Below are 26,929 nucleotides of genomic sequence, written 5' to 3'. Positions count from 1 at the left end.
TGGTGATCAGCTGCCCTACGAGCCCATGCTGTTGTGCTTGCCCAGCGCGTTGGCGCCCCGGACACCGCTGTAGGCGCCCAGTCCCGCCGAGATGGCCCCCGACTGCGCCGCCTTGGCGCCGTCGTCGAAGGTCTGCTTGCCGTCCTGGACGTCGTCGAGGACGTTCATCGCGTCGTTGACGCTGTTCACGTCCTTGATCTTCATCAGCGCGGTGCCCATCTGCCGGATGCCGTCGATCATGGCCTGGACGCCCTCGATGATGGTCTGGATCGCCAGGATGATCTTCCGGATCGCGTCGACGATGTCGATGGCGTCCTTGACCATGAGCACCACCCGCGCCCAGGCCACCGGCAACGCGGCCGTGATCGCCGCTTCCAGCAGCTTGCTGCACAGCTTGTCCAGCAGGAACAGCGCCACCTTGGTCATCGTGCGGCAGGTGTTGGCCACGCTCTGGAACTTCTGCCCGATCAGCCGGGCGATCTGCGAATCGGCCTCGATGGCGACCGTCCACACCACGCTGATGTGCCGCTCGAAGCTCTGCGCGGCCTCGCCCTCCCAATGGGGTTCCAGCTCACCGAGCCCCGAGTTGAGGTTGTTGCGCACCGCGTCCAGCGACTTGGCGATGTTGTCCCACGCCGCGGCGTTCTCGTCGATCTTCTCGAAGTCGCCGAGCAGCGGGTTGATCAGCGATTCGATCAGGTCCTCGCCGGTCACCTTCTCGTAGACCCAGTTGACGCCCTGGAGCTTCCACCCGGCGGCCTGCATCAGCTCCTCGGTGGTCTGCCTGCCGGGGCGGTCCTTCGGCGCCGCGGCGAGCACCGCCGCGGGGTCCTGGGTGTCGGCGTACCCGCTCATCCGCGTCCTCCCAGGTCCGTGGCATCGCCCATGATCGACTGGACCTGCTCGATGCGCTTCGAGTTCGCCAGATCGTCCTGCTCGTAGACGCCGGCGGATTCCTTGAGCGCTTCGGCCACCCCGGTGAGCCGCTCGTTGCCGAACTCCAGCGTTTCCCCGAAGAGCGAGCCGACCCCGGTCACCACCGGTCGCAACAACGCGAGCACCCCGGTGAAGCCGCTGGTGTCCGACCCTTCCGTTTCGGCGTGCTCCCGGATGGCCAGGAAGTGCTGGGCATTGCGCTCCAGCATCCCCGCGTAGCCCCGCAATTCCTCCGGTTCGACCTTGAACTTCTCGGCCATGCCACCTCCCACCGCCCCGGCACCGTTGCCGCCGGACATCCCCCAGGCCGAGGAGATTCCCACAGCCGCCGCGGGCCGGGGCGCGAACCGCCGGATTCCCGGCGTCGAGCGCAATTCCGGCACCGGCCGATCGGCCGCGGCGACCCGGCCGTCCGGCCCAGGACACGCCCGAACGGGGCAGCGCGGACGTGGCCGCGTTCCCGGGAAGGCGCCGGGAGTGCCCCGCCCGGGGCGGGGCACCGCTGACCGGCGCGACGCTCAGCCGATGGTCGTGGTGGTCAGCACCGGGTTCGGGTTCGGGTAGCAGGCGGTCGGGACGTCGATCTCGCCGAGGATCGACGACACCACCGCGTTGAACGTCAGCCCGGGGTCGTCGTACCCGGTCCCGTGCAACCGGGTCTCGATCGTCCCCGAGTCGGCCGCGGTGAGCTGGGCGGTCACCGTCGGCAGCTCGTAGGCGGCCCCACCGGCCATCGGGCCGTCGAGGTGCAGCGTGGCGAGGTCGCCGTCGACGGTGAGGGTCGGCGGGGTGTCGCCGAGACCGGAACCGCCGGAGAGCTCGGCGGAGACGAACGTGGAGTTCGCCGGGATCGGGATGCGCAGGTCGAGCCCTTCGACCCGTTCCACGGCGTATCCGTTGACCTCGGTCGGCACGGTGCTCGGCTCGGGGTCGATCACCAGCTCCAGCCCCGCACCGGGGGCCACCGAAGCGGGTGCGATCACCTCCGCGGTCTGCGGCAGGCTGAACAACTGCTCGCCGAGCGGAGAATCCCCGGAGCAGTCGAAGTTGATGTCGAAGGCGGCGGCCAGCGCTTGCGGGCTGAACGCGAGGGCGGTGGCCGCGGCGATCGCGGCGGCGGTTGCGGTGCGCTTGATGCGTGCGGACATCGTTGGCCTCACCTCGGTACTCGGAGGGAAAGGTGGAGCCGCGCGGCGCGACCGATACTTACTGACGAGTAAAGTCGGCGTCAACGCAGCCCGGTTTCCCACCTTTGCCAGCTTTCCCGCGCTCGACGGAGGGTGGTGGCGCGCCGGGCGGGCGCACCGCCGCCCGGGTGATCCGCACCGGGGGCGGAGCTCACCCGCGCGGACCCGCGAGGACGACGCGCGGTATCCGGTGCACCGCCGGACGAAGTAGTTGCACGCTCACCCGGGACCAACCACGTCGAGTCCGCTGTGGACACCCGCTCGCGAGGCCCCGGTGCTTGCCCCGCCCGCGCGCGGCGGCGAGGATGCCCCGATGCGCCTCGGACTCGCCCTGCCCCAGCTCGGACCGTTCGCCGACCCCCGCCTCATCGCCGGATTCGCCGCCGAAGCCGAGCGCGAGGGCTTCCAAAGCCTCTGGGCCTCCGAGCGGGTGCACTACGCGACCCGCCCGAGCAGCCCCTACCCCGGCGGCGACGGCACCCCGCCGCAGCGGATGGGCGCCACCGTCGACCCGCTGCTGGTGCTCGCCGTCGCCGCCACCGCGACCAGCTCCGCGATGCTGGGGACCAGCACGATCAGCGCGCCGCTGCACGCACCGGTCCACCTCGCGCGCAGGCTGGCCGGGCTGGAGCAGCTCAGCGGCGGCCGGCTGATCGCCGGGTTCGGCCTGAGCTGGTCGAGGGACGAGTACGAGGCGGCCGGAGTGCCGTGGCACGAGCGGGGAGCGCGGCTCGACGAGGCGCTCGACGTGCTCAACGCGTTGTGGGGACCGGACCCGGTGCGCCACGAAGGCCGGTTCTGGACGCTCCCCGAAGCGGAGTTCCAGCCCAAGCCCGGCCCGATCCCGATCTACCTCGGCGGGGCCTCCCCCGCCGCGCTGCGCCGGGCGGGCAGGCGCGGCGACGGCTGGCTCGGCGTGCCGTTGCCGGTGGAACCGCTGCACCGCGTCCTGGGCACGATCAACGAGCACGCCGCCGCGGCCGGACGGGGGCCGGTGCCGACCGCCCTGCGGATCAACCCGATGATCCAGCCGACGCCGACCGACGATCCGGCCACCGGCCCGGTCGAGCAGCTCGCGGACTACCTGCGCGCGGTCGAGCGGCTCGGCGTCGCCGACGTCTTCCTGGACCTGCAGTTCACCACCGACACCCCGGAGCAGCTGCTGGCGCTGGCCGGGCGCATCAGGTCGGCGCTGGGCTGACTGCGGTTCCCGCAGCGGCGGAGCCGCTCTCCCGGCGGATCGGCCAGCTCAGCGGGCCCCGGCGCGGTACAGGTCCCGCAGCAGCGCGACCTCGCCCCCGTGGTGGCACAGCTCCCGGTTGAGGTGCAGCACGAGCGCGAGGTAGCTGCGGTCGGCGAACGGGCCTTCGGCCCGCCCCACCGGCCGCGCCCACCCCGCGGCGTCCAGCGCACCGATGCCGTCCCGCCACGACCGGTGCTGCTCGTCCAGGTAGGACAGCGCCGCCGCGGCGGTGGCGGGGTGGTCGTGGTGGTCCATCCGGTAGGACCCGTCGCCGAAGTGGTTGCTGACCCGGAGGCCGAAGACGTGGCCGGCGATGTGGTTGAGCCGCCAGGCGAGGGTGGTCACCGGCGGCGGGTCCGGCTCGGGGAACGCGAAGTCCATCGCCCAGCCGTCGGCGACCGGCCGGATCGACCAGCAACCGGCGACGGGCTCCCAGAAGTACTCCTCGTCGGTGAGCCCGTCCAGCCGGGGCCGCCAGCCCGCCCAGTAGAAGTCGAGCTGGTCCAGTGCCTCCTCGCGCCAGTCCACATCCGCACGGTACCCGGGCCGGGGTCTAGCGCACATACCGTCTAGTCGGTACGGTCAGGCTCCATGAGCCCCAGCGACGCCGCGGTGCGGGCGGTGATCTTCGACTACGGCGGAGTGCTGACCACCTCCGGCCGGGCGGCGATCCGGTCGTGGACCCGGCAGGAGGGCGTCCGGCCCGAGACCTACTCCGCCGCGCTCAAGGAGTGGTTGTCCCGCTCCGCTCCCCCGGGCACGCCGATCCACCGGCTCGAGCTCGGCGAGATCGGCGCCGCGGAGTTCAACGCCCTGCTGGCCGCCCGGTTGCGCACGACCGAGGACGGCCCGGTCTCCCCGGACGGCCTGCTCGGCCGGATCTTCGCGCACATGCGCCCCGAGCCGGTGATGCACGACCTGGTCCGCCGGCTGCGCGCGCACGGCGTCCGCACCGCGCTGCTGTCCAACAGCTGGGGCAACGCCTACCCGCGGGAGCTGCTCGACGAGCTGTTCGAGGACGCGGTGATCTCCGACGAGGTCGGCCTGCGCAAGCCCGACCCGCGCATCTACCGGCTGGCGCTGGACCGGCTCGGGCTGGACGCCGATCAGGTGGTCTTCGTCGACGACGGCGCGCCGAACGTCGAGGCCGCCGAGGACCTCGGCATCCGCTGCGTGCTGCACACCGGGGCGGCCGAGACCCTCGCCCGGTTCGCCGAACTCGTCCCCGGCCTGCCGCCCACCCGCCACCACCAGGAGGCCCGATGAACGCCCCGTCCACCGAGCTGCCCGGCCTCGACCTCGACCGCGTGCGCGCCTACCTGGACGCGCGGCGGCCGGGACTGGTGACCGGTCCGCTGCGCGGCGAGGTGGTCCACGGCGGGCGGTCGAACCTGACCTACGTGCTCACCGACGGCACGAGCCGCTGGGTGCTGCGCCGGCCCCGCTGGGTCACGTGCTGGCCACCGCGCACGACATGGGACGGGAGCACCGGGTGATGAGCGCGCTGGCCGGCACCGCCGTGCCGGTCCCGCGCACCCACGTGCTGTGCCGGGACGACGCGGTCATCGGAGCGCCGTTCTACCTGATGGAGCACGTCGAGGGCACCGTCTACCGCACCCCGGAGCTCACCGGCCGGCTCGACGCCGACCAGCGCCACGACCTGACCCGGCAGCTCGTCGACGTGCTCGTCGAGCTGCACGCCATCGACCCGGAGCAGGTGGGGCTCGGCGACTTCGGCCGCCCCGAGGGGTTCCTCGACCGCCAGGTCCGGCGGTGGAGCAAGCAGCTCGCGGCCTCCCGCAGCCGGGACATCCCGGGCATCGACGAGCTGGCCGCCCGGCTCGCCGCGGGCGTGCCGCGCACCGGGCGCACCGCGATCGTGCACGGCGACTACCGGCTCGACAACGTCCTCGTCGGACCCGAGCTGAGGATCGACGCGGTGCTGGACTGGGAGATGGCCACGCTCGGCGATCCGCTGACCGACCTGGGGCTGCTCGCGGTGTACTGGGAGGGCTTCAGCGGGCTCGACGAGAACCCGATCGCCAAGGGCATCGGGCCGGAGTTCGGCTTCCCGCCGTTCCGCGACATGCTGGGCCGCTACGCCGAGCGCAGCGGCGCGGAGCTGTCCGAACTGGACTGGTACATCGGGTTCGGCTTCTTCAAGATCGCGGTGATCCTGGAGGGCATCCACTACCGCTACATCCACGGTCAGACCGTGGGTGCCGGCTTCGACCACATCGGAGCGCTGGTGGCCCCGCTGGTCGCTCAGGGCCTGGCCACCCTCGACGAGGAGGTTTGAGATGGATTTCGGCTTCGACGCGCGCACCGAGGAGCTGCGGGCGCAGCTCCAGGAGTTCATGGATTCCCACGTCCACCCCGCCGAACCGGTCTACGCCGCGCAGCTCGCCGAGGCCGACGACCGGTGGGCGGCGCACCCGCCGGTGATGGAGGAGCTCAAGGCCGAAGCGCGGCGGCGGGGGCTGTGGAACCTCTTCCTGCCCGGTGAGCACGGCACCGGGCTCACCAACCTCCAGTACGCCCCGCTGGCCGAGATCATGGGGCGCTCGCGCCTGGGCTCCGAGGCGACCAACTGCTCCGCCCCGGACACCGGGAACATGGAGGTGCTGAGCCTGTTCGGCACCCCGGAGCAGCGCCGCCGGTGGCTCGAACCGCTGCTGGCGGGCGAGATCCGCTCCGCGTTCTGCATGACCGAGCCGGACGTGGCCTCCTCCGACGCCACCAACATCGGCACCCGCATCACCCGCGACGGCGACCACTACGTGATCAACGGGCGCAAGTGGTTCTCCTCCGGTGCGATGAACCCGCGCTGCGCGATCTTCATCGTGATGGGCAAGACCGACCCGGACGCCGAACGGCACCGGCAGCAGAGCCAGGTCCTGGTTCCCCGCGACACCCCGGGCATCCGGATCGAGCGCAGCATGAACGTCTTCGGCTACGACGACGCCGACCACGGCGGGCACGCCGAGATCGTCTTCGAGGACGTCCGGGTGCCGGTGGACAACGTGATCTCCGGCGAGGGCGAGGGCTTCGCCATCGCCCAGGCGCGGCTCGGGCCGGGCCGGATCCACCACTGCATGCGCGCGATCGGGATGGCCGAGCGGGCGCTGGAGCTGATGTGCCGCCGGGCCAACGAGCGCGTCGCCTTCGGCGGGCCGCTGGCCGACCAGGGCGTCGTGCAGCACTGGATCGCCGAGTCCCGGGTGAAGATCGAACAGGCCCGGTTGCTGGTGCTCAAGACCGCCTGGCTGATGGACACGGTCGGCAACCGGGGCGCGCACACCGAGATCCAGGCGATCAAGGTCGGGGTGCCGGAGATGGTCACCTGGGTCATCGACCGGGCGATCCAGGCGCACGGCGGGGCCGGGGTCAGCCAGGACTCCCCGCTGGCCAGCCTCTACGCGCACGCCCGCACGCTGCACATCGTGGACGGTCCGGACGAGGTGCACCGCCGGTCGCTCGCCCGGCGCGAGCTGAAGAAGTACAAGACGCAGTGACGCAGGACTTCGAGAGGAACACCACCATGACCAGTCGTGTCGCCATCGTGACCGGAGCCGCGCGCGGGATCGGCGCCGCCACCGCCCAACGGCTCGCCGAGGACGGCTTCGCCGTCGCCGTCGTCGACTTGGACGAGGAGCAGTGCGCCGGGACCGTCTCGGCGATCGAGGGCGCCGGGGGCGAGGCGCTGGCCGTGGGCGCCGACGTCAGCGACGCCGAGCAGGTCCGCGCCGCGGTCGACCGGGTCGCCACCGAGCTCGGCGCGCCCACCGTGCTGGTCAACAACGCGGGCGTGCTGCGGGACAACCTGCTGTTCAAGATGTCCGACGACGACTGGGACACCGTGATGAACGTGCACCTGCGCGGCTCGTTCCTGATGTCCCGCGAGGTCCAGAAGCACATGGTCGAGGCGAAGTTCGGCCGGATCGTGAACCTGTCCAGCACCTCGGCGCTGGGCAACCGCGGGCAGGCGAACTACTCCACGGCCAAGGCCGGGCTGCAGGGCCTGACCAAGACGCTGGCCATCGAGCTGGGCAAGTTCGGCATCACCGCCAACGCGATCGCGCCCGGCTTCATCGCCACCGACATGACCAAGGCGACCGCCGAGCGCGTCGGGGTGTCCTTCGACGAGTTCAGCAAGGCCGCCGTCGGCGGCATCCCGGTGGGGCGCCCCGGAGCGCCCGAGGACATCGCCAACACCGTGTCGTTCTTCGTCGACGAGCGCTCCGGATTCGTCTCCGGCCAGGTCATCTACGTGGCGGGCGGGCCGAAGGCATGAGCGCCACCGACGCCGACGGGCTGCGCGAGCGGGTCGGCGCGTTCCTCGCGCAGCACCCGCCGGAGCGCACCGACCGCCTGGAGTTCCTGCGGGCGCGGTTCGACGCCGGGCTGGCGTGGGTGCACTTCCCCGCCGGGCTGGGCGGGCTGGACGCCCCGCGCGAGTGGCAACCGGTGGTCGACGAGGCGTTCGCCGCGGCCGGGGCGCCGAACAACTCGCCGCGGCTGAACTCCATCGGGCTGGGCATGGCCGCCCCGACGATCCTGCGGTTCGGCACCCCGGAGCAGCAGCAGCGGTTCCTCCGTCCGCTGTGGACCGGCGAGGAGATCTGGTGCCAGCTCTTCAGCGAGCCGGGCGCGGGATCGGACCTCGCCGCGCTGTCCACCCGGGCCGTCCGCGACGGCGACGAGTGGGTCCTCGACGGCCAGAAGGTCTGGACGTCGCTGGCGCACCGGGCGAGCTGGGCGATCCTGGTCGCCCGATCCGATCCGGACCAGCCCAAGCACAAGGGGCTGAGCTACTTCGTCTGCGACATGACCGCCCCGGGCGTGGAAGTGCGCCCGCTGCGGCAGATCACCGGTGAGGCGGAGTTCAACGAGGTGTTCCTGACCGGGGTGCGCATCCCGGACTCGCACCGGCTCGGCGAGGTCGGCCAGGGCTGGCAGGTGGCGATGGGCACCCTGATGAACGAGCGGGTCTCCATCGGCGGCAGCAACACCGAGCGCGAAGCCGGGCTGATCGGGCTGGCCGCGCGGACCTGGCGCGACCGCCCCGAGCTGCGCACCTCCGGGGCGCACGACCGGCTGCTGTCGCTGTGGGTGGAGGCCGAGGCCGCCCGGTTGACCGGCCAGCGGCTCCGCCAGCAGCTCGCCGCGGGCAGCCCCGGGCCGGAGGGGTCGGCGGTCAAGCTGTCCTTCGCCCGGCTGAACCAGGAAATCTCCGGCTTCGAGCTGGAGCTGCTCGGCGAAGAAGGGCTCGGCTACGACGACTGGACGTTCCGGCGCCCGGACCAGGCCGACTTCACCTCCGCGCGCGGCCCCGGCTTCCGCTACCTGCGGGCCAAGGGCAACTCGATCGAGGGCGGCACCTCGGAGATCCTCCGCAACGTCATCGCCGAACGGGTGCTGGGCCTGCCGCCGGAGATCCGCACCGACAAGGACCGGCCGTGGAAGGAGCTCCCGCGATGAGCGTCCCGGACCTGCTCTACAGCGAGGTCGAGGAGGACCTGCGGACCAACGTGCGCCGGCTGCTGCAGGAGCGCAGCGACTGGCCGTCGGTGCTGGCCAGGACCGAGAGCGACGAACCCTACGACCTGGCGCTGTGGCGCACGCTGGCCGGTGAGCTCGGGCTCGCGGCGCTGCTGGTGCCCGAGGAGCTCGGCGGTGCCGGGGCCGGCGCCCGGGAGGTCGCGGTGCTGGCCGAGGAGCTCGGCCGGTCGGTGGCCCCGGTGCCGTTCCTGGGCAACCTGCTGGCCACCGCGGCGCTGGTGGAGTGCGCCGCGGTGCCCCGGGTCCGGGAGATCCTGCCGCAGCTCGCCGACGGCACCCAGCTCGGCAGCACCGCGATCGGGCTCGGCCGTTCGCCCTACGCCGCGTTCCCGGACGCGGTCCGGGCCGACGGCGGCGCGCTGACCGGATCGGTCGGCGCGGTGGTGGAGCTGGCGTTCGTCGACTACCTGGTGGTGCCCGCCACCGACGCCGACGGCCCGGCGCTGTACCTGCTGGACACCTCGGTGCCCGGGGTGACCCGGACACCGACCACACCGCTGGACCTGACCCGCCGGTTCGGTGCCCTGGAGCTGGATTCGGCGGTCGGCGAGCGGATCGCCTCGGGCGCCGACGCCGAACGCGTGCTGCGCCGCGCGCTGCTCACCGCGGCGGGCGTGCTGGCCTCCGAGCAGGTGGGCCTGGCCCAGCACTGCTTGGATTCCACCGTGGAGTACGCGCTGACCCGCTCCCAGTTCGGTCGCCCGATCGGCTCCTTCCAGGCGGTCAAGCACCGGCTCGCCGACCTGTTCACCGGCGTGAGCACCGGCCGCGCCGCCGCACGCGGCGCCGCCGACGCGCTGGCCCGCGAGGACGCCGAGGTGGAGCTGTCGGTGGCCGTGGCGCAGGCGTACTGCTCGGACCTGGTCGTGCTGGCCGCCGAGGAAGCGCTGCAACTGCACGGCGGCATCGGCATGACCTGGGAACATCCGGCCCACCTGCACCTGGCGCGGGCCAAGAGCTCCCAGCTCGCCTTCGGCACCGCCGAACGGCACCGGCAGCGCCTCGCCGAGCTCGTCGACCTGCCGACCCCGTAGCGCCCGCGGCGCAGAACACGACGACGCGTCCCCCACCGACCGGAGGTACCCGTGCGGGTTTTCCACAGCACCGAAGAACTCGTCGCCGCCCAGGGCGAGAAGCTCGGCACCAGCGATTGGCTGACCATCACCCAGGAGCAGGTCGACCAGTTCGCCGAGGCCACCCACGACCACCAGTGGATCCACGTCGACGTGGAGCGCGCCAAGGCCGGCCCGTTCGGCGGCCCGATCGCGCACGGCTTCCTCACCCTGAGCCTGCTGCCCAAGCTCAACGGGCAGACCTACAAGCTCGACGTCGGCGCCAAGATGGGCATCAACTACGGGCTGAACAAGGTCCGCTTCCCCAGTCCGGTGGCGGTCGGCTCGCGGGTGCGCTCGCACACCGAACTGACCGACGTCAGCGAGGTCAAGGGCGGGCTGCAGCTCACCATCGCGACGACCATCGAGATCGAGGGCGCCGACAAACCGGCGTGCGTGGCGGAGATGCTCTCCCGCGTGGTGCTCTGAGCACCTCCGCGCGACTGCCACGACGGGCTCCCCGGTGCGCCGGGGAGCCCGCGTCGCGTCATTCGACCCGGATGTCCATCCCCGGTCCCAGCGGCAGGTCGGCGAAGTAGAACACCGTGAGGATCAGCGCCCACAGCAACCAGAACGGGACGACGAAGGGCGTCATCCTGGCCACCAGCGTGCCGATGCCCGCCTGCGGTTCGTAGCGCCGCAGGTAGGTCAGCAGCACGATCATGTACGGGTTGAGCGGGGTCATGACCTGGGTCGCCGAGTCGCCGACCCGGAACGCCGCCTGGGCGAATCCCGGCTCGAAGCCCAGCAGGGCGAACATCGGCACGAACACCGAGGCCATCAGCGTCCACAGGCTCGACCCGGAGATGATGAACAGGTTCAGCGCGGAGGCCAGCGCCATGAACCCGAGGAACGCCGGGTAGCCGTCCAGGCTCAGCCCGCGCAGCAGGTCCGCACCCGCGACCGCGACCCAGGACCCCAGGTTGGTCCAGTTGAACAGCGCGATGAACTGCCCGAGCATGAACGCCAGCACCAGGAAACCGGACAGGTCGCGCAGCGCGAGGGCCATCAGCCGGGGCACGTCGGAGGGCCGGCGCACCGTGCCCGCGCTCGTGCCGAAGGCGATGGCGGGCACCGCGAAGCCCAGGAAGATCAGCGTGGTGACCGAGTCCAGCAGCGGTGACTCCGGCAGGAACCCACCGTCGTCGTTGCGCAGCGGCGAGGACGGCCACAGCACCAGCAGCAGCACCGCCGCGGCGGCCACCACGAAGGCGATCCCGGCCCGCACCAGGCCGCGCCGCTCGGCCGGTTCCAGCGCCACCCGCACCGCGCCCTCCTCGGCGCCCGATCCGGACACCTCCTCGCGCGGGACCCCGGCGCGCACCATCCGCGGTTCGATCACCTTGTCGATCAGCAGGCCCGCCAGCAGACCCAGCAGGATCGCCGAGACCACGTTGAAGTAGTAGTTCGAGACCGGGGTGACCGCGGTGCCGGGGTCGGGCAAGGTGGCGGCCACGCTGTTGCTGATCCCGGCGAACAGCGCGTCCAGGCTGGTGACCACCGGCGCGGTCGAGTAGCCCGCGCCCGCGGCGGCGAAACCGCCCAGCAGCCCGGCCACCGGGTGCCGCCCGGCGGCCTTGAAGACCAGCGCGGCCAACGGCGGGATGATGATCATCGAAGAGTCGGCCATCACGCTGCCCGCGATGCCGACCAGCCCCACCGCGTAGGGCAGCACCCAGCGCGGCGCACCGCCGAAGGCGGCCCGGATCAGCGCCGTGAGCAGGCCCGAGCGCTCCGCCAGCCCCACCGCGAGCATGATGGTGACCACGGTCTCCAGCGGCGGGAAGCCGATGAAGTTCTCGGCCATCGAGGTGAACAGGAACTCCAGTCCCGCACCGGTCAAGGCGCCCCGGATCACCGTGAGCTCGTCGTCTCCCGGGATCCGCACCGTGACGCCGAACGCGGCCACCGCCGTGGAGACCACCGCGACGACCAGGAACAGCAGGCCGAAGAGGATGAAGGGTTCGGGGAGCTTGTTGCCCGCTCGCTCCACCAGGTTGAGGACCCGGTCGAGGCGGCTGGACCCGGCGGTGCTCGTCTCGCTGCTCATGCGTCTCCGACGTGGTGCGATGCCCGTTCGAGGTATCCGGTAGCGAACCTCCCGGGACCCGCCGCGCGCAAGACCCGCCGAGGACCGGAGCGCGCCACGCGACCGCCGCTACGGCCGCAAGGACGCCAGCAGCAGGTCGGCGAAGTGCTCGCCCACCTGCTCCCCGGTCAGCTCGCCCCCCTGGTGGAACCAGGTGCCCAGGTGGTGCACCGCGCCGTAGAAGAAGTCCACCACCAGGTCGGCCGATTTGTCCGAGCGGAACACCCCGGACGCCTGGCCCTCCTGCACCAGCGCCCGCACCCGCTCGTGGTAGCGGCGCCGCGCGGCCCGCACCTCGGCCTGCTTGTCGGGGTGCAGCAGGTGCATCGAGCGGAAGAAGATCACCGTGTCGTCGAGGTTGGCGGCGGTGGTCACCACCACGTCGACGGCCACCGCGTGCAACCGCTCCTGCACCGGGGCGTCGCGGTCGGCGGCGACCTCCAGCCGCGCGGTCTGCTCCCGCAGCAACCGGGAGTAGATCTCCGAGAGCAGGTCGTCCTTGGAGTCGAAGTAGTGGTACATCGCCCCCTTGGTGACCCCGGCGGCGTCCACGATCTGCTGCACCGAGGTCGTCTCGAAGCCCTGATCGGCGAACAGCCGGGTCGCCACGGCCAGCAGGCGCTGCGGAACCGGCTCGGCTCCCGCATCCGCTCCGCTCGCAGCCCGCACCATGACACCGACCTCCCAGTCCGTCCTCGCGGTCCCGGCGACCCACCGGTTCCGCACCCGCGCGTCAGGTGCCCGGTCGGGTGCCGCCGCACCACAGTATCGGCCGGTCAGCAGCCCGCCGCGCGCACCGCCGCGCCCGTCGTCCGGACTCAGGTGCTGGTCCGGCGCCGCAGCTTGCGCATCCCGCCCTGCCAGCGCCCCGGATCGGCCGCCCGCAGCGCGTAATACCCGGCCACCTCCTCGTGCGGCAGCACCAGGAACCGGCCGTCCCGCAACGCCTCGACCACCACCTCGGCGACCTGCTCCGGTTCCAGCGCGCCCTCGCCGAGGAGCTTCTGCCCGGCCGAACCGCTGCTGCCGAGCATCGCGGTGCGCACGCCCTGCGGGCACAACGCCTGCACCGCGATCCCCCGGTCGCCGTACTCGATGGCCAGCCACTCGGCGAAGGCGAGCGCGGCGTGCTTGCTCACCGAGTAGGGCGCCGAGCCGAGCATGGTCAGCAGTCCGGCGGCCGACACGGTGGCCAGGAAGTGCCCCTCGCCGCGCTCCAGCCAGTGCGGCAGCACCGCCCGCGCCGCGCGCACGTGGGCCATCACGTTGACCTCCCAGGACAGCGCCCACTCCGCCTCCGGTGCCTCCGGGCCGCCCGAGCGGGCCACCCCGGCGTTGGCGCAGAACAGGTCGATCCGCCCGTGCCGCTCCAGCGCCGCCGCGACCAGGGCGTTGACCCCGTCCTCGCTCGCCGCGTCCCCGGGCACCGCGAGCCCGCCGACCTCGTCGGCGACCCGTCGCACCGCGTCGGCGTCGAGATCGGCCAGCACCAGCTGCGCACCGTCCCGGGCGAACCGGCGCGCCATCGCGGCCCCGATCCCACCGGCCGCGCCGGTCACCACCACGACCGCCCCGTCGAGCCGCATGGTCACACACCTCCGCGCAGGGTCGCCCCGCCGTCGAGCACCAGCACCTGCCCGGTGATCCAGGACGCCTCGTCGGAGAGCAGGAACGCCGCCGCGCCGCCGATGTCGGAGGGCACCCCGAGCCGCTGCAACGGGTAGGCCCCGGCGACCTCGTCCTCGCGATCCTCGTAGAGCGCGGTGGCGAACTTGGTCTTCACCACCGCGGGGGCGACCGCGTTCACCCTGATCGCGGGGGCCAGCTCCACCGCCAGCTCCTTGGTGATGTGGGCGAGCATCGCCTTCGTCGCGCCGTAGTAGGCGATGCCCGGCGCGGGGCGCAGCCCGGCCACCGACGACACGTTGAGCACCGCACCGCCGTGCTCGGCCATTCCGGCCCGGTGGACCTGCTGCGTCCAGGACAGCGCGCTGAGCACGTTGACCTCGAAGGTCTTGCGGGCGATGCCGTGGTCGAGTTCGATCAGCGGGCCGTAGGCGGGGTTGATGCCGGTGTTGTTGACCAGCAGGTCGACCCGGCCGAACGCCTCGCGGGTGGTGGCCACCGCCTCGGCCTGGTGCTCCTCGTCGTCGCCCTTGCCCGCGACGCCGATGGCGTGCTCGGCGCCCCCGAGCCCGCTGACCGCCTCGGCCAGGGCCTCGGGCTTGCGCGCGGTCACGCAGACCTTCGCGCCCTCGGCCACCAGCCGCTCGGCGATCGCCAGTCCGATGCCCCTGCTGGCACCGGTCACGATCGCGACCTTGCCCTCGAAACGCTTGCTCATCGGGTTCCCTCCTGGTGGCCGGTGCGGGCGGTGTCGCGGAGCTGACGGCGCAGGATCTTGCCGGTCGCCGTCTTGGGCAGCTCGTCGAGGACCTCGATGCCGCGCGGGTACTTGTACGCGGCGAGCTGCTCCTTGCAGTACCCGATCAGCTCCTCGGGCGTGCAGTCGTGCCCGGCGCGCAGGCTGACGTAGGCGCGCACGGTCTCGCCCCGGTAGGCGTCGGGCACCCCGACCACGGCGACCTCGCGCACCGCCGGGTGCCCGTAGAGCACGTCCTCCACCTCGCGCGGCCACACCTTGAAGCCGGAGGCGCTGATCATGTCCTTCTTCCGGTCGACGACGTAGAACCAGCCCTGCTCGTCCATGAACCCGACGTCACCGGTGTGCAGCCGCCCGCCGCGCAGGCCCCGGGCGGTCTCCTCCGGCTTGTTCCAGTAGGCGGGCACCACCATCGGGCCCTCGACGACGATCTCACCGACCTCGCCCACCGGCAGGTCCGCGCCGGTGTCGTCGACGATCCGCAGCACCGCGTTGAAGGTGGGCAGGCCGACGCTGAGGGTCCCGGAGGCCTTGTCGACCGGCGCTTCCAGGTGGGCGGGCACGGAGGTCGCGGTGGCGGTGGTCTCGGTGAGCCCGTAGCCGTTGTGGATGTAGTGGCCGTACCGCGCGCGGAAGTCCTCGACGACCGCCGAGGGCAGCGGAGCACCGCCGGAGTAGACCAGCTCCAGCGAGGAGAAGTGGTCGGCGCTGACGTCCGGGTGGTTGGTCAGCGCCACGTAGGCGGTCGAGGGGCCGATCAGGTAGGCCGGGCGGTGCTCGGCGAGCGCGTCGAGCACCACCCCCGGCTCGAACCGGTAGGCCAGGTCCAGCCGGCCCGCCAGGGCGAACGCGGAGCAGAGCTGGCAGACCATGCCGGTGATGTGGAACAGCGGGGCCAGCGCGAAGATCCCGGCGCCGTCGAGATCGCTGGTGCGGGTCTTGAAGCCGACGGCGTTGAACACCAGGTTGCCGTGGGTGTTGGTGGCCCCCTTCGGCTCACCGCTGGTACCGGAGGTGTAGACCAGCAGTGCGGTGTCCGACGGCGCCGGCTCGGGGACCTCGGGGCGCTGCCCGGCGTGCGCGCGGGCCACCTCCAGCAGGTCGGCGCAGCCCTCGGCGGGCCGCCGCCGCAGGGTGCCGAACAGGCGGGAGTCGTGGCGGGTCTGCAGGTCGAGCTCGCTGGTGGTGATGGCCAGTCCGACGCCTGCCCGGCGGGCGCAGTCGCCGACCACCTCGTGCCAGCCCTGCTCGGAGCACACGATCGCGGTCGGCCGGGCGTCCCCGAGGATCTTGGTCAGCTCACGGATGCGGTACATCGGGTTGAGCGGCACCACGATCGCCCCGGCCTTCCAGCCGGCGAGCAGCGCGATCACGAACTGCGGGACGTTCTGCAGGTAGACCGCGAGCCGGTCGCCGGGGTGGAGGCCGTTGGCGGCGAGGTGGGTGGCCAGTCCGTCGCTGAGCTCGTCGAGCTCGCGGTAGGTCAGCCGCCCGTCGAAGTAGGTCACCGCGGTGCGGTCCGGGTGCGCCCGGACGGTCGCGGAGAACATCGCCAGGACGGAGTCGAATCCGGGCTCGATCTCGTGCGGCACGCCCTGCTCGTACAGCGCCAGCCACGGTCGTTCGTCGTACGCGCTGCCCAAGGCGCCACCTCCATCAAAACCGACCAGTCGGTACGCGGCCCAAGTCAACGGCTCGACCACCTCCCCCGTCAACCCTCCGGGGGCGGGAACAGGAGACGACCGCGGCCACCCCCACCACGACACGGACAATCCGGACCCCTGACCCGAGCAACTCCCGGCGTCGGCCACCGACACCCGCGCGACCTGCACGAGGACGGCGGCTGGGCCGTTCGGGGCATCGCCGACACGCCGAGCGGAAGCGGCGCTCGCGCTCACCCCGAACGCACCAAGCGCCCCTACCGCACCGCAGACAACCCGCGCCTCCGGAGCGGGCCCCCGCCCCCCGAATGAACCGGAACATCACCTCAGGGGGTCGACAGAAGTCGTCACGGTGCGCTAATCTCTTGCTACGCATAGTGATTCACCACACTCGGCCGCACGCTCGCGCACACTTTTCGGCCGCCAGGGGTTACTCTGGACGGCATGACAGCCGCGTTGGAGTCCGTGCTGGCACGAGCCGGATTAAGGGTCACCGCCAACGAATTCCTCTCGTTGGTCGAGGACGCCGCGAAGAAGCTCACCTCGCCCCAGGCGGACCCGGCCGCGCACTTCAGCGACTCCGAGCAGGCTGCACTGGCCGACGTCGGGCTCGACCTGGCGCCGCTGGGACCGTCCGAGGGCGATCCCCGGGCGCGCACCGTCGCCGAGCAGGCCGTGCTGCGCGACACCGCGCTGTCGGTGAACCAGGCGGCCGAACGGCTCGGGGTCGACAGCAGCCGCATCCGGCACCGGATCGGCGAGCGCAGGCTGATCGGCTGGAAGGACCGGGGTGGCTGGCGGCTGCCCGCGTGGCAGTTCACCGAGCACGACGCCCTGCCCGGGCTCGAAGCGGTGCTCGCCGCGATGCCGCTGGACCAACCCGCGCTCGTGCTGGCCAACTTCATGACCACCCCGCAGGAGGACCTGGAGGTCGAGGACCACCCGGTCAGCCCGCGCGAGTGGCTGCTGGCCGGTGGCGACCCCGGGCGCGCGGCGCAGCTCGCCTCGACCATCGGCACGCCCGCCTGAGCGCTCCCCGCCCGACCGGACCCCGAACACCTGGACCTTCATGGCTCGGCTCCCCCAGCCGCCTGCGCCAGCAGTGCTGCAAGCGATGCTCCGGCGCACCGAGGACGTCATCGCGGTGCCCGCCGGGAGCCGGCTGGTGCGCGTCTACACCTCCGGCGGCAACCACCCGCAGCAGTGGAACTCGTTCCGCTACGCGGGGCCGTTACCGCACGCCCGGTTCGACCCGCACCTGCCCAACAACCAGGGCGGTCCCACGGTCACCCGGGAGCACGGCGTGCTGTACTTCTCGCTGTCCGTGCGGACCTGCATCGCCGAGGTGTTCCAGGCCACCTCCACAGTGGACCGGCGCACCCGGAGCCCGCAGCTCGTCCTGTTCCGGCCTCGTCGGACGCTCCGGCTGCTCGACCTGTCCGGGCTGTGGCCGACCAGGGCCGGGGCCTCGCAGGCGATCAGCAGCGGGCCGAAGGAGCGCACCCAGGCGTGGGCGCGGACGATCCGCGCCGCCTACCCGGAACTCGACGGGTTGTGGTACCGGTCCTCGATGGACGCGGGCAACCCGTCGCTGTGCCTGTGGGACCCGCCCGCGGCGACGGCGCTGCCGGACTCGCCCGACGTGCTGCTACCGCTGAGCCACCCCGGGCTCGACGTGCCGCTGGGCCGGGTGTGCAAGGAGCTCAGCTACACCATGCTGGACTGAGGGGCCTTGTCAGAATGGCCTGCGTGGCGGTACCGGTGGCGGAACCTCAGCGGCCTTCTCGCTGCGCCGATCGCCTCCTGATGCACCAACGACGCACACGGCGTCGGCGCTGTCCTCACGAGAAGGCCGCGGAGAACCCGCCGCGGTGCAAGCTGCGTGCCTCACCGCATGCGGCTACGCCGCATTCTGAAAAGCCTCCTGAGGACCGCTCCCGGAACCCGCCACCGGGCGCCGGGACCTCCGCGCGGCGCTGGAACGACGAAGTGCCCGGGGTTCGGCTGAACCCCGGGCACCGTCGCGGTCGGATCAGGAGTTCTCGGGACTGCCCTCCGCCGACTGCTGCTTGGCGTCCTTCTTCGACTTCGACAGGCTCGCCCACGTGGTGATCGCCAGCGTCACCACGATGAAGCCCAGCGACATCCAGTTCGTGATCTCCATCCACTCCGGCACCAGGTGGTACTCGTGGAACGCGTGGAGGATCAGCTTGAAGCCGATGAAGGCCAGGATGACCGCCAGCCCCACGGACAGGTAGACGAGCTTGTCGACCAGGCCGCCGAGCAGGAAGTAGAGCTGCCGCAGACCCATCAGGGCGAACGCGTTGGCCGCGAACACCAGGAAGGGGTCCTGGGTGATGCCGAAGATCGCGGGGATCGAGTCGACCGCGAACAGCAGGTCCGCGCTGCCGATCGCGATGATCACGATGAACATCGGGGTCAGCCAGCGCTTGCCGTCGATCTTCACCGACATCTTGGCTTCGTGGTAGTCGTCGGTCACCGGGAACAGCTTGCGCACCTGGCGGACGACCGCGTTCTCCTTGTACTCCTCGTCCTCGTCCTTCTTGCGGACCATGCTGATCGCGGTCCAGAGCAGGAAGGCACCGAAGATGAAGAAGATCCAGACGAAGCGCTCGATCAGCGCCGCGCCCAGGAAGATGAACACCGCGCGCATCGCCAGGGCGATCAGGATGCCGATCAGCAGCACGCGGTGCTGGTGGATCGACGGCACCGCGAAGCTGGACATGATCACCATGAAGATGAACAGGTTGTCCACGCTCAGGGAGTACTCGGTGATGTAACCGGTGAAGTACTCGATCGCGAAGTGCGCATCACCGAAGATCCACACCCCGATGCCGAACAGCACCGCGCACGCCACGTAGAAGGTGACCCACTTGGCGGCTTCGCCGGTGGTCACCTCGTGCGGCTTGCGGTCGACGATCACCAGGTCCAGCAAAAGCAGGACGGCCAGTCCGCCGAGCGTGGCGGCCCACACCCACCACGGAACGTCGAGCCGGTCCACCGCTCCCTGGGCGAGGAGCGTCACATCGGCACCCATTCATCACCTCCGGTTCAGGGCATGCGCCGAGGACCGGAGGTCTCTTCCATCGACGCTCGTCGACCGGCGGCACCGGGCTTGACCTGGCAAGTTCCGTGATGACGATGCCGCCGCGAAGGAATACTCCCCTCCACCTCGTCAAGATTCTCCTCGATGCGTCCAGTCGAACACCAGCGGGGTGGGCAGGGGTACGCGACATCACGTCGCACCGGCGGCGTCGGCCCCGTCCGGCCCGCACCCGCCGCGACCGGGGACGATGCGGATCACCGTCGCGCCGAGATCCGGCGACCTCTACGATCGGGGCCGCCGGTGCGCCGGCACCGCACTCGGGGATGCGGCACGAGACCGCGGATTGCTGTTTGGTCTCTGGTTCATAGCGTCTTGTCTTCGCTCCTCCCAGGAGAGAACTGGTGCCGCCGAATTCCCCTACTGTCGTGGGCGTGTCCGCCCCTCCTCGTCGTCGCAAGAGCCTGCTGCTGATCTCGCTGGCGCTGATCGCCACCGTGGTCCTCGGCGCGTTCCTGTGGTCCGACGAGCAGGAGCCCGAGGCCGGACCCCCGCCGCCGCGCGAGGCGCTGCTGGACGTGCTGGACGGACCCGGCGGCACCGAGCGGACCCAGATCGACGTCACCCTCCACGCCCCCGCCGACACCCCGGCCCCGGCGATCCTGCTGGCGCACGGCTTCGGCGGTGACAAGCGCAGCACCGCCGCGCAGGCCCGGGAACTGGTCTCCCGGGGCTTCAGCGTGCTCACCTACTCGTCCCGGGGCTTCGGCCGCAGCACCGGCGAGATCGCGCTGAACCAGCCGGAGTACGAGGTGGCCGACGCCCGGCAGCTGCTCGACTGGCTGGCCCGCCAGCCCGAGGTGCTGCGCGACGGTGACGGCGATCCGCGGGTCGGGGTGACCGGCACCTCCTACGGCGGGGCGCTGAGCCTGCTGCTCGCGGGCGTCGATCCGCGCGTCGACGCCATCGCACCGGTGAACACCTACAACGACCTGCACCAGGCGCTGCTGCCCAACGGCGCCACTCCGCAGACGCCGCGAGCGAGCACCCCGGCGCGCGGCACCGGGGCACCGGGCGGGGTGTTCAAGGAGGCGTGGGCCGGACTGCTGTTCGCCTCCGGCGGGCAGCCCGCCGCACCCCCGGCCGCCGGGTCGCTGCCCTCGGACGGGCCGGGCCTCCGGCGCGACCCCGACGATTCCCCGCTGACCTGCGGGAATTTCACCGAGGAGGTGTGCGCGGCCTACACCGAGGTGGCCCGCACCGGCCGGGCCGGGCCGGCGACCCTGGCGCTGCTCGACGACGTCTCCCCGCGCAGCGTCACCTCCCGGATCGAGGTGCCGACGCTGCTGGTGCAGGGCGCGCGGGACTCCCTGTTCGGCCTGGAGCAGGCCGACGCCAACGCCCGGCAGATCACCGCGGCGGGCGGCGAGGTCAAGGTCGTCTGGTACGCGGGCGGCCACGACGGCGCCCCGCCCGGGCCCCGGCAGCGCCACCAGGTGGCCGACTGGTTCGCCCACCACCTCGGCGGCGTGCCCCCGGTTCCCGACCCCGGCACCGGCTTCGAGTACGACGTCGCCGGAAGGCCCCAGCGCGACGGCGAGGTCCCCGTGCGCACCGTGGTCGCCGAGGACTACCCGGGGCTCGACGGCGGACGCGCCCCGCGCTTCGGGCTGCAGCTGCACGGCAGACCCGCCCCGGTGATCAACCCGCCCGGCGGGAGCCCGGCCGCGACCAGTTCGCTGCCGGGGCCGGGGCGGTGCAGGACGCCGCGGGCAGCCTCGGTCAACGGCTGGCCCGGGACTTACCGCGGCAGGTCGCGGTGTTCCGCACCGAGCCGGTGTCCGAGCAGCTCATGGTCTCGGGGGTGCCGCGCGCCCGGCTGTCGGTCGCCTCCGTGCCCGGTCAGCCCAGCACCGGTGAGGCGGTGCTGTTCACCAAGCTCTACGACGTCGCCCCCGACGGCGGCCGGACCCTGATCGGCAACGCCGTCTCGCCGCTGCGGGTCACCGGATTGCCGCCGGACGGGACGCCCGTCGAGGTGTCCGCGGCGCTGCCCGGCGTGGTGCACCCGCTGGAGAGCGGTCATCGCCTGGAACTGGCCGTCGCCACGACGGACCAGGCGTACGCGGTGCCGAAGGAACCCGCGGTGCACCGGATCGGCCTGGCCGGCGCGCAGGAGCTGTCCGTGCCGTCGGTGCGCGGCACCACCTCCAGCGCCGCCCCGGTACCCGCCGCACCCCTGATCGGCATCGGCGCGTTGGCGCTGATCGCCCTGTCGGCGTGGGTGGTCAACCTGATCCGGCGGCGCAGCGGCCACGACGTCGACCCGCTCCTGCAGGACACCCCGCTGGTGATCAGCGACCTGGCGAAGTCCTACCCCGACAAGCCCGCCGCGGTGCGGGACCTGTCGATGCGCGCCGAGCGCGGCCGGATCGTCGGACTGCTCGGCCCCAACGGGGCGGGCAAGACGACCACCCTGCGGATGCTGCTCGGCCTGCTGCGCCCCACCGCCGGGCAGATCCGGGTGTTCGGGCACCGCGTCGTACCCGGCGCACCGGTGCTGTCCCGGATCGGCTCGCTGGTGGAGTCCCCCGGGTTCCTGCCGCACCTGTCCGGCATCGACAACCTGCGCGCGCACTGGGCCTCGACCGGCAGACCGGTGCTGCAGGCGCGGTTCGACGAGGTGCTGCGGATCGCCGGGCTCGGTGACGCCGCGCAACGCCGGGTGCGCGGCTACAGCCAGGGGATGCGGCAGCGGCTGGCGATCGCCCAGGCGATGCTCGGCATGCCGGACCTGCTGGTGCTCGACGAACCGACCAACGGCCTGGACCCGCCGCAGATCCACCGGATGCGCGAGATCCTGCGCCGCTACGCCGCCACCGGCCGCACCGTGCTGATCTCCAGCCACCTGCTCGCCGAGGTGGAGCAGACCTGCTCCCACGTCGTCGTGGTGCGCGACGGGGAGGTCGTCGCCAGCGGCGCGGTGGAGGAGATCATGGCGGCCGGCGGCGAAGCGACCTTCCGGGTGGACGATCCGGAGGTGGCCGAGATCGCCCTGCAAGGCGTGGAGGGCATCGGCGAGGTCACCACCGAGGGCGACGCGGTGCACGTCGACCTGGGCGGCAACCCGATCCCGGTGGCGGTGAACCTGCTGGTCGCCGCGGGCGTCGAGGTCCACCAGGCCGGACCCCGGCGCCGCCTGGAGGACGCCTTCCTGCAACTGGTCGGTGAGGAGACCCGGTGAGCGAGCGTTCCGAGGGGACCGCGCTGGTCCCCTCCCCGCACACCCAGCCGGTGCAGCCCGACGGCAGCGTCGTCGGCTACCGGCCGCAGCACACCCTGCCGCTGCGGGTCGAACTGGCCCGCCAGCTCAGCAGGCGGCGGACCCGGCTGGCGCTGGCGTTCCTGGTGCTGCTGCCGGTGCTCCTGCTGGCCGCGTTCGAGATCGGCGAGCAGGACTCCGGCGGGCGCGGGCCGACGCTGGCCGAGATGGCGACCGGCAGCGGGCTCAACTTCGCCGTGTTCACCCTGTACGCCTCGACCGGGTTCCTGCTGGCCGTGGTGGTGGCGCTGTTCTTCGGCGACTCGGTGGCCAGCGAGGCGTCGTGGTCGAGCCTGAAGTACCTGCTGGCCGCGCCCGTCCCGCGCGGTCGGGTGCTCCGGCAGAAGGCGGTGGTGGCGGCGCTGCTGTCCCTGGTCGGGCTCGTGCTGCTGACCGGGACCGCGCTGCTGGCCGGGGTGCTGTGGTACGGCGCGGGCGACCTGGTGACCCCGACCGGCGAAGCGCTGCCCTTCCCCACCGGGCTGGCGGCGCTGGGCATCGCCACCGGGTACCTGGCGGTGCACCTGACCTGGATCGCCGGGCTCGCCCTGTGGCTCAGCGCCAGCACCGACGCACCGCTCGGCGCGGTCGGCGGCGCGGTGCTGGTGTCGATCCTGTCCCAGATCCTCGACCAGATCCCCGCGCTCGGCGACGCGCGCGCCTACCTGCCCACGCACTACGCCCGGGCCTACTCCGACGTGCTCGCCGAGGACCCGGACTGGTCGGCGATGACCTGGGGCGCCTTCGCCGCGCTGGTCTACGCCGCCGCGTTCCTCGTGCTGGCGGCGCGGCGGTTCCACCGCAAGGACATCATCAGCTAGCGCGGGCCGGGATCACTCGATCCCGGCCGCGTCCATGCCGCGGATCTCGCGCTTGAGGTCCTGGATCTCGTCGCGCAGCCGGGCGGCCAGCTCGAACTGCAACTCGCGGGCCGCGCTCATCATCTGCTCGTCGAGCTGCTGCACCAGGTCGGCCAGTTCCGCGCGCGGCATCGACTTGATGTCCCGGTCCTCCAGCAGGCCGGACCCGGCCACGGCTTCGCCGCTGGGCTTCTTGCCGCGCGAGGTGTTGCGCCCGGAACCGCCCACGGCCACCGATTCCTCGGTGTCCTCGGACTCGGCGTAGACCCGGTCGAGGATGTCGGCGATCTTCTTGCGCAGCGGCTGCGGGTCGATGCCGTGCTCGGTGTTGTAGGCGATCTGCTTGTCCCGGCGCCGGTTGGTCTCGTCGATGGCGTACTGCATCGAGTCGGTGACCCGGTCGGCGTACATGTGGACCTGGCCGGAAACGTTGCGCGCCGCGCGGCCGATGGTCTGCACCAGGCTGGTGCCCGACCGCAGGAAGCCCTCCTTGTCGGCGTCGAGGATCGACACCAGCGACACCTCGGGCAGGTCGAGTCCCTCGCGCAGCAGGTTGATCCCGACGAGCACGTCGTACTCGCCGAGCCGGAGCTGGCGCAGCAGCTCGACCCGGCGCAGGGTGTCCACCTCCGAGTGCAGGTAGCGCACCCGGATGCCCAGTTCGAGCAGGTAGTCGGTGAGGTCCTCGGCCATCTTCTTGGTCAGCGTGGTGACCAGCACCCGCTCGTCGCGCTCGGCGCGCTGGCGCACCTCGTGCACCAGGTCGTCGATCTGCCCCTCGGTGGGCTTGACGACCACCTCCGGGTCGACCAGGCCGGTCGGCCGGATGACCTGCTCGACGAACTCCCCGCCGGCCTGGCCGATCTCGTACGGTCCGGGCGTCGCCGACAGGTAGACGCTCTGCCCGATCCGGTCGCTGAACTCCTCGAAGGTCAGCGGGCGGTTGTCCATCGCGCTGGGCAGCCGGAACCCGTGGTCGACCAGCGTGCGCTTGCGCGAGGCGTCGCCCTCGAACATGCCGCCGATCTGCGGGACCGTCACGTGCGACTCGTCGATGATCAGCAGGAAGTCGTCCGGGAAGTAGTCCAGCAACGTGGCCGGTGCCGACCCGGCCGCGCGGTCGTCGATGTGCCGCGAGTAGTTCTCGATGCCCGAGCAGAACCCGACCTGGCGCATCATCTCGACGTCGTACTGGGTGCGCATCCGCAACCGCTGCGCCTCCAGCAGGCGGTTCTGCTTCTCCAGCTCGCCGAGCCGCTCCTCCAGCTCGCCCTCGATCGCGCGGATCGCCTTCTCCATCCGCTCCGGGCCCGCGACGTAGTGCGTGGCCGGGAAGATCCGCAGGTCCGAGACCTCCCGGACGATCTCACCGGTGAGCGGGTGCAGGTAGTGGAGGCGGTCGATCTCGTCGCCGAAGAACTCCACCCGCACGGCGAGCTCCTCGTACGCCGGGATGATCTCCACGGTGTCACCCCGGACCCGGAAGGTGCCGCGGGCGAAGGAGATGTCGTTGCGGGAGTACTGGACGTCGACCAGCGCCCGCAGGAACACGTCGCGGTCGATCTCGCCGCCGACCTCGAGCTGGATCGAGCGGTCCAGGTACGACTGCGGGGTGCCCAGGCCGTAGATGCACGACACCGACGACACCACCACGCAGTCCCGGCGGCTGAGCAGGTTCGACGTCGCGGAGTGGCGCAGCCGCTCGACGTCCTCGTTGATCGAGGAGTCCTTCTCGATGTAGGTGTCGGTCTGCGGGACGTAGGCCTCGGGCTGGTAGTAGTCGTAGTAGCTGACGAAGTACTCGACCGCGTTCTCCGGGAAGAACCCGCGCAGCTCGTTGGCCATCTGGGCGGCGAGCGTCTTGTTCGGTTCCAGCACGAGGGTGGGCCGCTGCACGCGCTCGATCAGCCACGCGGTGCTCGCCGACTTGCCGGTACCGGTGGCGCCGAGCAGCACGACGTCCTTCTCACCCGCGTTGATCCGCCGCTCCAGCTCCTCGATCGCCTGCGGCTGGTCGCCGGCCGGCGAGTAGTCGCTGACCATGCGGAACTCGCCGCCGGCGCGCGGGATGTCGCTGACCGGGCGGAACTCGGAGCGGGCCAGCACGGGGTGCTCAGTCGCGAATGCCACGCCCACCAGCGTACGAGCCCGCACCGACAGCGCGCCGCCCTCGGCCCGCCGCCGGGCTCCGCGTCCCGCTGCCGGATGGCGGGAATCACACCCCGCCCGCCCGCGGCCGGGGGCGCGGGTGGCGGCCGCCACCCCGATCCGGATGCCCCCGGGGTGCGCCGCCGCCCTTAGAGTGGCGCGATGAGCACGCAGCGCGACATCGCCGACCGGCTCGGCCTGCCCGTCCACCCGCCGAAGGTGGAGGTGTTCGACCTCGTCGCGGGCACCAACACCGACCCGAAGCAGCACGTCCGCGCGGTGGACCGCTACCGGCTGACCGGCACCGGGCTCTACCTCGCCCGGCGGATGCCCGGCCACCCCGACCTGGCCGCGCTGGAATCCTGGTTGCTGCCCGAGGCCGGCCTGCGCGTCACGCGCTGGTACCACCACCCCGGCAAGGAGCGGGAGCTGGACTTCTACCTCGACGTGGTCGACGTCGACACCGGCCCCGAGCGCTGGTCGTCGCGCGACCTGTACCTGGACGTCGAGGTCCTCGACGGGCGCCGCGCCGACCTGCTCGACGTCGACGAGTTCGTCACCGCGGTCGGCGCCGGACTGCTCGACGAGGCCACCGCGGCCCGCGCGATGCGCACCGCCTGCGCCGCCGTCGAAGGGCTCGCCGCCCGCGGTTACCGCTTCGCGGACTGGCTGGCCGCGCGCGGCGTCGAACTCACCTGGCAGGGACCGCCCGCCGACCTCGGCTGAGCCGCGGACCGGGACTTCCGCCCCTTCCCGGCCGCACCCACCGCGGGGAGCGTCTGACGCGCGGCACGCGGAGAGGAGGGCCGAACCATGTCCACCCCACCACCGCCACCGGGGCAGGAGCGCCGGAACGGTTTCGGCATCACCGCGCTGGTCCTCGGCGTGGTCGGCCTGCTGTTCTCGTTCATCCCGATCATCGGCGTCATCGCCTGGCCGCTGGTGATCCTCGGGCTGATCTTCGGCGGGCTCGGGCTGAACCGGGCGCTCAAGGGCCGGGCGGACAAGGGCCTGCCGATCGCGGGCCTGGCCACCTCGCTCGTCGGGCTGCTGATCTGCATCCTGTACGCGGTGGTGTTCAGCCAGGCCGCGTCCCACTACGCCGAGAACCCGCCGCACGAGTTCACCGAGCAGGCGTACTTCGACCAGGCGCGCAGCTACGGCGTGCGGGGCTCGGACGCCGAGTTGCGGGAGTTCGGCTGCGCGCTGCGCGGCACCGGCGGCGATCCCGGGCGGATCGACGAGCTCGGTGCCGACCGCGGCCTGTCCCCGCCGGAGTCCGGCCACGTCTACGGCATGGCCTTCGCCCTGCCCTGCGGCGGTTGATCACCCGATCGGCGAGCCGCCGCATTCGTTATGGAA

At 72.1% G+C, this 26,929-nt stretch carries 24 protein-coding genes and 2 pseudogenes; 15 read left to right on the top strand and 11 right to left on the bottom strand.

The features are described 5' to 3' along the window. Positions 1 to 15 precede the first annotated feature (15 nt). The 3 genes from ACQP0T_RS09300 to ACQP0T_RS09290 all read right to left on the bottom strand — a co-directional run bounded on the left by ACQP0T_RS09300 (position 16) and on the right by ACQP0T_RS09290 (position 2,084). Entirely contained in the window at positions 16 to 855 is an 840-nt protein-coding gene (locus tag ACQP0T_RS09300) for a WXG100 family type VII secretion target (protein ID WP_433872236.1), read from the bottom strand. Beyond that, positions 852 to 1,196 (bottom strand): type VII secretion target, encoded by a 345-nt coding sequence (locus ACQP0T_RS09295; RefSeq protein ID WP_433872234.1) that lies wholly within the window; start codon positions 1,194 to 1,196, stop codon positions 852 to 854. Before ACQP0T_RS09295 ends, ACQP0T_RS09300 begins: the two co-directional genes overlap by 4 nt. 258 nt (positions 1,197 to 1,454) lie before the next feature. Beyond that, complete coding sequence (locus tag ACQP0T_RS09290; RefSeq protein WP_345367963.1) at positions 1,455 to 2,084, bottom strand: cyclase; 630 nt, start codon at positions 2,082 to 2,084, stop codon at positions 1,455 to 1,457. A 352-nt stretch (positions 2,085 to 2,436) separates the two neighbouring features. Between ACQP0T_RS09290 and ACQP0T_RS09285 the strand changes: the two genes are divergently transcribed. Further along, positions 2,437 to 3,324, top strand: coding sequence for a TIGR03619 family F420-dependent LLM class oxidoreductase (locus ACQP0T_RS09285; RefSeq protein WP_433872232.1), 888 nt, complete (start codon positions 2,437 to 2,439; stop codon positions 3,322 to 3,324). 48 nt (positions 3,325 to 3,372) lie between these two features. Here the strand turns inward: ACQP0T_RS09285 and ACQP0T_RS09280 are convergent, their stop codons facing one another. Next, positions 3,373 to 3,894 carry a DinB family protein gene (locus ACQP0T_RS09280; RefSeq protein ID WP_345367961.1) on the bottom strand — a complete coding sequence of 174 codons (522 nt, stop codon included), beginning with the start codon at positions 3,892 to 3,894 and terminating at the stop codon, positions 3,373 to 3,375. Between the two features lie 63 nt (positions 3,895 to 3,957). Between ACQP0T_RS09280 and ACQP0T_RS09275 the strand changes: the two genes are divergently transcribed. The 7 genes and pseudogenes from ACQP0T_RS09275 (at position 3,958) to ACQP0T_RS09245 (ending at position 10,469) form a co-directional block, all read left to right on the top strand. Continuing rightward, positions 3,958 to 4,632 (top strand): HAD family hydrolase, encoded by a 675-nt coding sequence (locus ACQP0T_RS09275; protein ID WP_433872230.1) that lies wholly within the window; start codon positions 3,958 to 3,960, stop codon positions 4,630 to 4,632. Then, positions 4,629 to 5,665 (top strand): annotated as a pseudogene (locus ACQP0T_RS09270) (phosphotransferase family protein). The gene ACQP0T_RS09275 and the pseudogene ACQP0T_RS09270 overlap by 4 nt, the downstream one beginning before the upstream one ends. 1 nt (position 5,666) lies before the next feature. After that, a complete protein-coding gene (locus ACQP0T_RS09265) occupies positions 5,667 to 6,881 on the top strand; it encodes an acyl-CoA dehydrogenase family protein (RefSeq protein WP_433872228.1) in 1,215 nt (404 codons plus the stop codon). 26 nt (positions 6,882 to 6,907) lie between these two features. Then, positions 6,908 to 7,660, top strand: coding sequence for a 3-oxoacyl-ACP reductase FabG (gene fabG, locus ACQP0T_RS09260; RefSeq protein ID WP_433872226.1), 753 nt, complete (start codon positions 6,908 to 6,910; stop codon positions 7,658 to 7,660). Then, positions 7,657 to 8,847 carry an acyl-CoA dehydrogenase family protein gene (locus ACQP0T_RS09255; protein ID WP_433872224.1) on the top strand — a complete coding sequence of 397 codons (1,191 nt, stop codon included), beginning with the start codon at positions 7,657 to 7,659 and terminating at the stop codon, positions 8,845 to 8,847. Before fabG ends, ACQP0T_RS09255 begins: the two co-directional genes overlap by 4 nt. Next, positions 8,844 to 9,962 (top strand): acyl-CoA dehydrogenase family protein, encoded by a 1,119-nt coding sequence (locus ACQP0T_RS09250; RefSeq protein WP_433872222.1) that lies wholly within the window; start codon positions 8,844 to 8,846, stop codon positions 9,960 to 9,962. The genes ACQP0T_RS09255 and ACQP0T_RS09250 overlap by 4 nt, the downstream gene beginning before the upstream one ends. A gap of 51 nt (positions 9,963 to 10,013) precedes the next feature. Continuing rightward, positions 10,014 to 10,469 carry a MaoC family dehydratase gene (locus ACQP0T_RS09245; RefSeq protein ID WP_433872220.1) on the top strand — a complete coding sequence of 152 codons (456 nt, stop codon included), beginning with the start codon at positions 10,014 to 10,016 and terminating at the stop codon, positions 10,467 to 10,469. Between the two features lie 58 nt (positions 10,470 to 10,527). Here the strand turns inward: ACQP0T_RS09245 and ACQP0T_RS09240 are convergent, their stop codons facing one another. From ACQP0T_RS09240 to ACQP0T_RS09220, 5 genes are all read right to left on the bottom strand, one after another. Continuing rightward, entirely contained in the window at positions 10,528 to 12,090 is a 1,563-nt protein-coding gene (locus tag ACQP0T_RS09240) for an AbgT family transporter (protein ID WP_433872218.1), read from the bottom strand. A gap of 108 nt (positions 12,091 to 12,198) precedes the next feature. After that, positions 12,199 to 12,801: a TetR/AcrR family transcriptional regulator gene (locus tag ACQP0T_RS09235; RefSeq protein ID WP_433872217.1), complete on the bottom strand. Its 603-nt coding sequence runs from the start codon at positions 12,799 to 12,801 to the stop codon at positions 12,199 to 12,201. A 146-nt stretch (positions 12,802 to 12,947) separates the two neighbouring features. Beyond that, the gene (locus ACQP0T_RS09230) at positions 12,948 to 13,721 is read right to left on the bottom strand and encodes an SDR family oxidoreductase (protein WP_433872216.1); all 774 of its coding nucleotides are present in this window, start codon (positions 13,719 to 13,721) and stop codon (positions 12,948 to 12,950) included. Then, on the bottom strand, positions 13,718 to 14,473 hold the full coding sequence (locus tag ACQP0T_RS09225; RefSeq protein ID WP_345367950.1) for an SDR family oxidoreductase: 756 nt from the start codon (positions 14,471 to 14,473) through the stop codon (positions 13,718 to 13,720). The genes ACQP0T_RS09230 and ACQP0T_RS09225 overlap by 4 nt, the downstream gene beginning before the upstream one ends. Continuing rightward, positions 14,470 to 16,155: a class I adenylate-forming enzyme family protein gene (locus ACQP0T_RS09220; RefSeq protein ID WP_433872215.1), complete on the bottom strand. Its 1,686-nt coding sequence runs from the start codon at positions 16,153 to 16,155 to the stop codon at positions 14,470 to 14,472. Before ACQP0T_RS09220 ends, ACQP0T_RS09225 begins: the two co-directional genes overlap by 4 nt. Before the next feature lie 462 nt (positions 16,156 to 16,617). Here ACQP0T_RS09220 and ACQP0T_RS09215 point away from each other — a divergent pair, with 462 nt between their 5' ends. Next, entirely contained in the window at positions 16,618 to 17,202 is a 585-nt protein-coding gene (locus ACQP0T_RS09215) for a DNA-binding protein (RefSeq protein ID WP_345367948.1), read from the top strand. 40 nt (positions 17,203 to 17,242) lie between these two features. After that, positions 17,243 to 17,899, top strand: a complete 657-nt coding sequence (locus tag ACQP0T_RS09210) for an RES family NAD+ phosphorylase (RefSeq protein WP_433872213.1) — start codon at positions 17,243 to 17,245, stop codon at positions 17,897 to 17,899. Positions 17,900 to 18,205: 306 nt separating this feature from the next. Here the strand turns inward: ACQP0T_RS09210 and ACQP0T_RS09205 are convergent, their stop codons facing one another. Next, positions 18,206 to 19,231, bottom strand: coding sequence for a TerC family protein (locus ACQP0T_RS09205; RefSeq protein ID WP_433872212.1), 1,026 nt, complete (start codon positions 19,229 to 19,231; stop codon positions 18,206 to 18,208). 410 nt (positions 19,232 to 19,641) lie between these two features. On the opposite strand from ACQP0T_RS09205, the pseudogene ACQP0T_RS09200 reads away from it, so the two are divergent. From ACQP0T_RS09200 to ACQP0T_RS09190, 3 genes and pseudogenes are all read left to right on the top strand, one after another. Further along, positions 19,642 to 20,589: pseudogene (locus tag ACQP0T_RS09200) on the top strand (alpha/beta hydrolase); the annotation flags it as partial. Positions 20,590 to 20,678: 89 nt separating this feature from the next. Next, on the top strand, positions 20,679 to 22,481 hold the full coding sequence (locus ACQP0T_RS09195; protein ID WP_433873645.1) for an ATP-binding cassette domain-containing protein: 1,803 nt from the start codon (positions 20,679 to 20,681) through the stop codon (positions 22,479 to 22,481). Beyond that, positions 22,478 to 23,380, top strand: a complete 903-nt coding sequence (locus ACQP0T_RS09190; protein WP_433872211.1) for an ABC transporter permease — start codon at positions 22,478 to 22,480, stop codon at positions 23,378 to 23,380. The genes ACQP0T_RS09195 and ACQP0T_RS09190 overlap by 4 nt, the downstream gene beginning before the upstream one ends. A gap of 12 nt (positions 23,381 to 23,392) precedes the next feature. Here the strand turns inward: ACQP0T_RS09190 and uvrB are convergent, their stop codons facing one another. Beyond that, positions 23,393 to 25,549, bottom strand: coding sequence for an excinuclease ABC subunit UvrB (gene uvrB, locus ACQP0T_RS09185; RefSeq protein ID WP_345367942.1), 2,157 nt, complete (start codon positions 25,547 to 25,549; stop codon positions 23,393 to 23,395). Positions 25,550 to 25,729: 180 nt separating this feature from the next. Here uvrB and ACQP0T_RS09180 point away from each other — a divergent pair, with 180 nt between their 5' ends. Together ACQP0T_RS09180 and ACQP0T_RS09175 are read left to right on the top strand one after the other, a co-directional pair. Next, entirely contained in the window at positions 25,730 to 26,293 is a 564-nt protein-coding gene (locus ACQP0T_RS09180; RefSeq protein WP_433872209.1) for a DUF402 domain-containing protein, read from the top strand. Positions 26,294 to 26,380: 87 nt separating this feature from the next. Then, complete coding sequence (locus ACQP0T_RS09175; protein WP_433872208.1) at positions 26,381 to 26,893, top strand: hypothetical protein; 513 nt, start codon at positions 26,381 to 26,383, stop codon at positions 26,891 to 26,893. Positions 26,894 to 26,929 lie beyond the last annotated feature (36 nt).

Origin of the sequence: Saccharopolyspora sp. CA-218241 (assembly GCF_050954615.1) — a bacterium.
GTDB classification, from domain to species: Bacteria; Actinomycetota; Actinomycetes; order Mycobacteriales; family Pseudonocardiaceae; genus Saccharopolyspora; species Saccharopolyspora cebuensis.
This window is presented reverse-complemented; position numbering and strand designations above follow the sequence as displayed.

Excerpts from the sequence above, each read along its gene's own strand:
- ACQP0T_RS09255 (WP_433872224.1), top strand. The coding sequence starts at position 7,657 with ATGAGCGCCACCGACGCCGACGGGCTGCGCGAGCGGGTCGGCGCGTTC.
- ACQP0T_RS09210 (WP_433872213.1), top strand. The coding sequence starts at position 17,243 with ATGGCTCGGCTCCCCCAGCCGCCTGCGCCAGCAGTGCTGCAAGCGATG.
- ACQP0T_RS09235 (WP_433872217.1), bottom strand. The coding sequence starts at position 12,801 with ATGGTGCGGGCTGCGAGCGGAGCGGATGCGGGAGCCGAGCCGGTTCCG.
- ACQP0T_RS09290 (WP_345367963.1), bottom strand. The coding sequence starts at position 2,084 with ATGTCCGCACGCATCAAGCGCACCGCAACCGCCGCCGCGATCGCCGCG.
- ACQP0T_RS09205 (WP_433872212.1), bottom strand. The coding sequence starts at position 19,231 with ATGGGTGCCGATGTGACGCTCCTCGCCCAGGGAGCGGTGGACCGGCTC.
- ACQP0T_RS09275 (WP_433872230.1), top strand. The coding sequence starts at position 3,958 with ATGAGCCCCAGCGACGCCGCGGTGCGGGCGGTGATCTTCGACTACGGC.
- ACQP0T_RS09215 (WP_345367948.1), top strand. The coding sequence starts at position 16,618 with ATGACAGCCGCGTTGGAGTCCGTGCTGGCACGAGCCGGATTAAGGGTC.
- ACQP0T_RS09175 (WP_433872208.1), top strand. The coding sequence starts at position 26,381 with ATGTCCACCCCACCACCGCCACCGGGGCAGGAGCGCCGGAACGGTTTC.
- ACQP0T_RS09265 (WP_433872228.1), top strand. The coding sequence starts at position 5,667 with ATGGATTTCGGCTTCGACGCGCGCACCGAGGAGCTGCGGGCGCAGCTC.
- ACQP0T_RS09250 (WP_433872222.1), top strand. The coding sequence starts at position 8,844 with ATGAGCGTCCCGGACCTGCTCTACAGCGAGGTCGAGGAGGACCTGCGG.
- ACQP0T_RS09225 (WP_345367950.1), bottom strand. The coding sequence starts at position 14,473 with ATGAGCAAGCGTTTCGAGGGCAAGGTCGCGATCGTGACCGGTGCCAGC.
- ACQP0T_RS09300 (WP_433872236.1), bottom strand. The coding sequence starts at position 855 with ATGAGCGGGTACGCCGACACCCAGGACCCCGCGGCGGTGCTCGCCGCG.
- ACQP0T_RS09285 (WP_433872232.1), top strand. The coding sequence starts at position 2,437 with ATGCGCCTCGGACTCGCCCTGCCCCAGCTCGGACCGTTCGCCGACCCC.
- ACQP0T_RS09240 (WP_433872218.1), bottom strand. The coding sequence starts at position 12,090 with ATGAGCAGCGAGACGAGCACCGCCGGGTCCAGCCGCCTCGACCGGGTC.
- fabG (WP_433872226.1), top strand. The coding sequence starts at position 6,908 with ATGACCAGTCGTGTCGCCATCGTGACCGGAGCCGCGCGCGGGATCGGC.
- ACQP0T_RS09295 (WP_433872234.1), bottom strand. The coding sequence starts at position 1,196 with ATGGCCGAGAAGTTCAAGGTCGAACCGGAGGAATTGCGGGGCTACGCG.
- ACQP0T_RS09180 (WP_433872209.1), top strand. The coding sequence starts at position 25,730 with ATGAGCACGCAGCGCGACATCGCCGACCGGCTCGGCCTGCCCGTCCAC.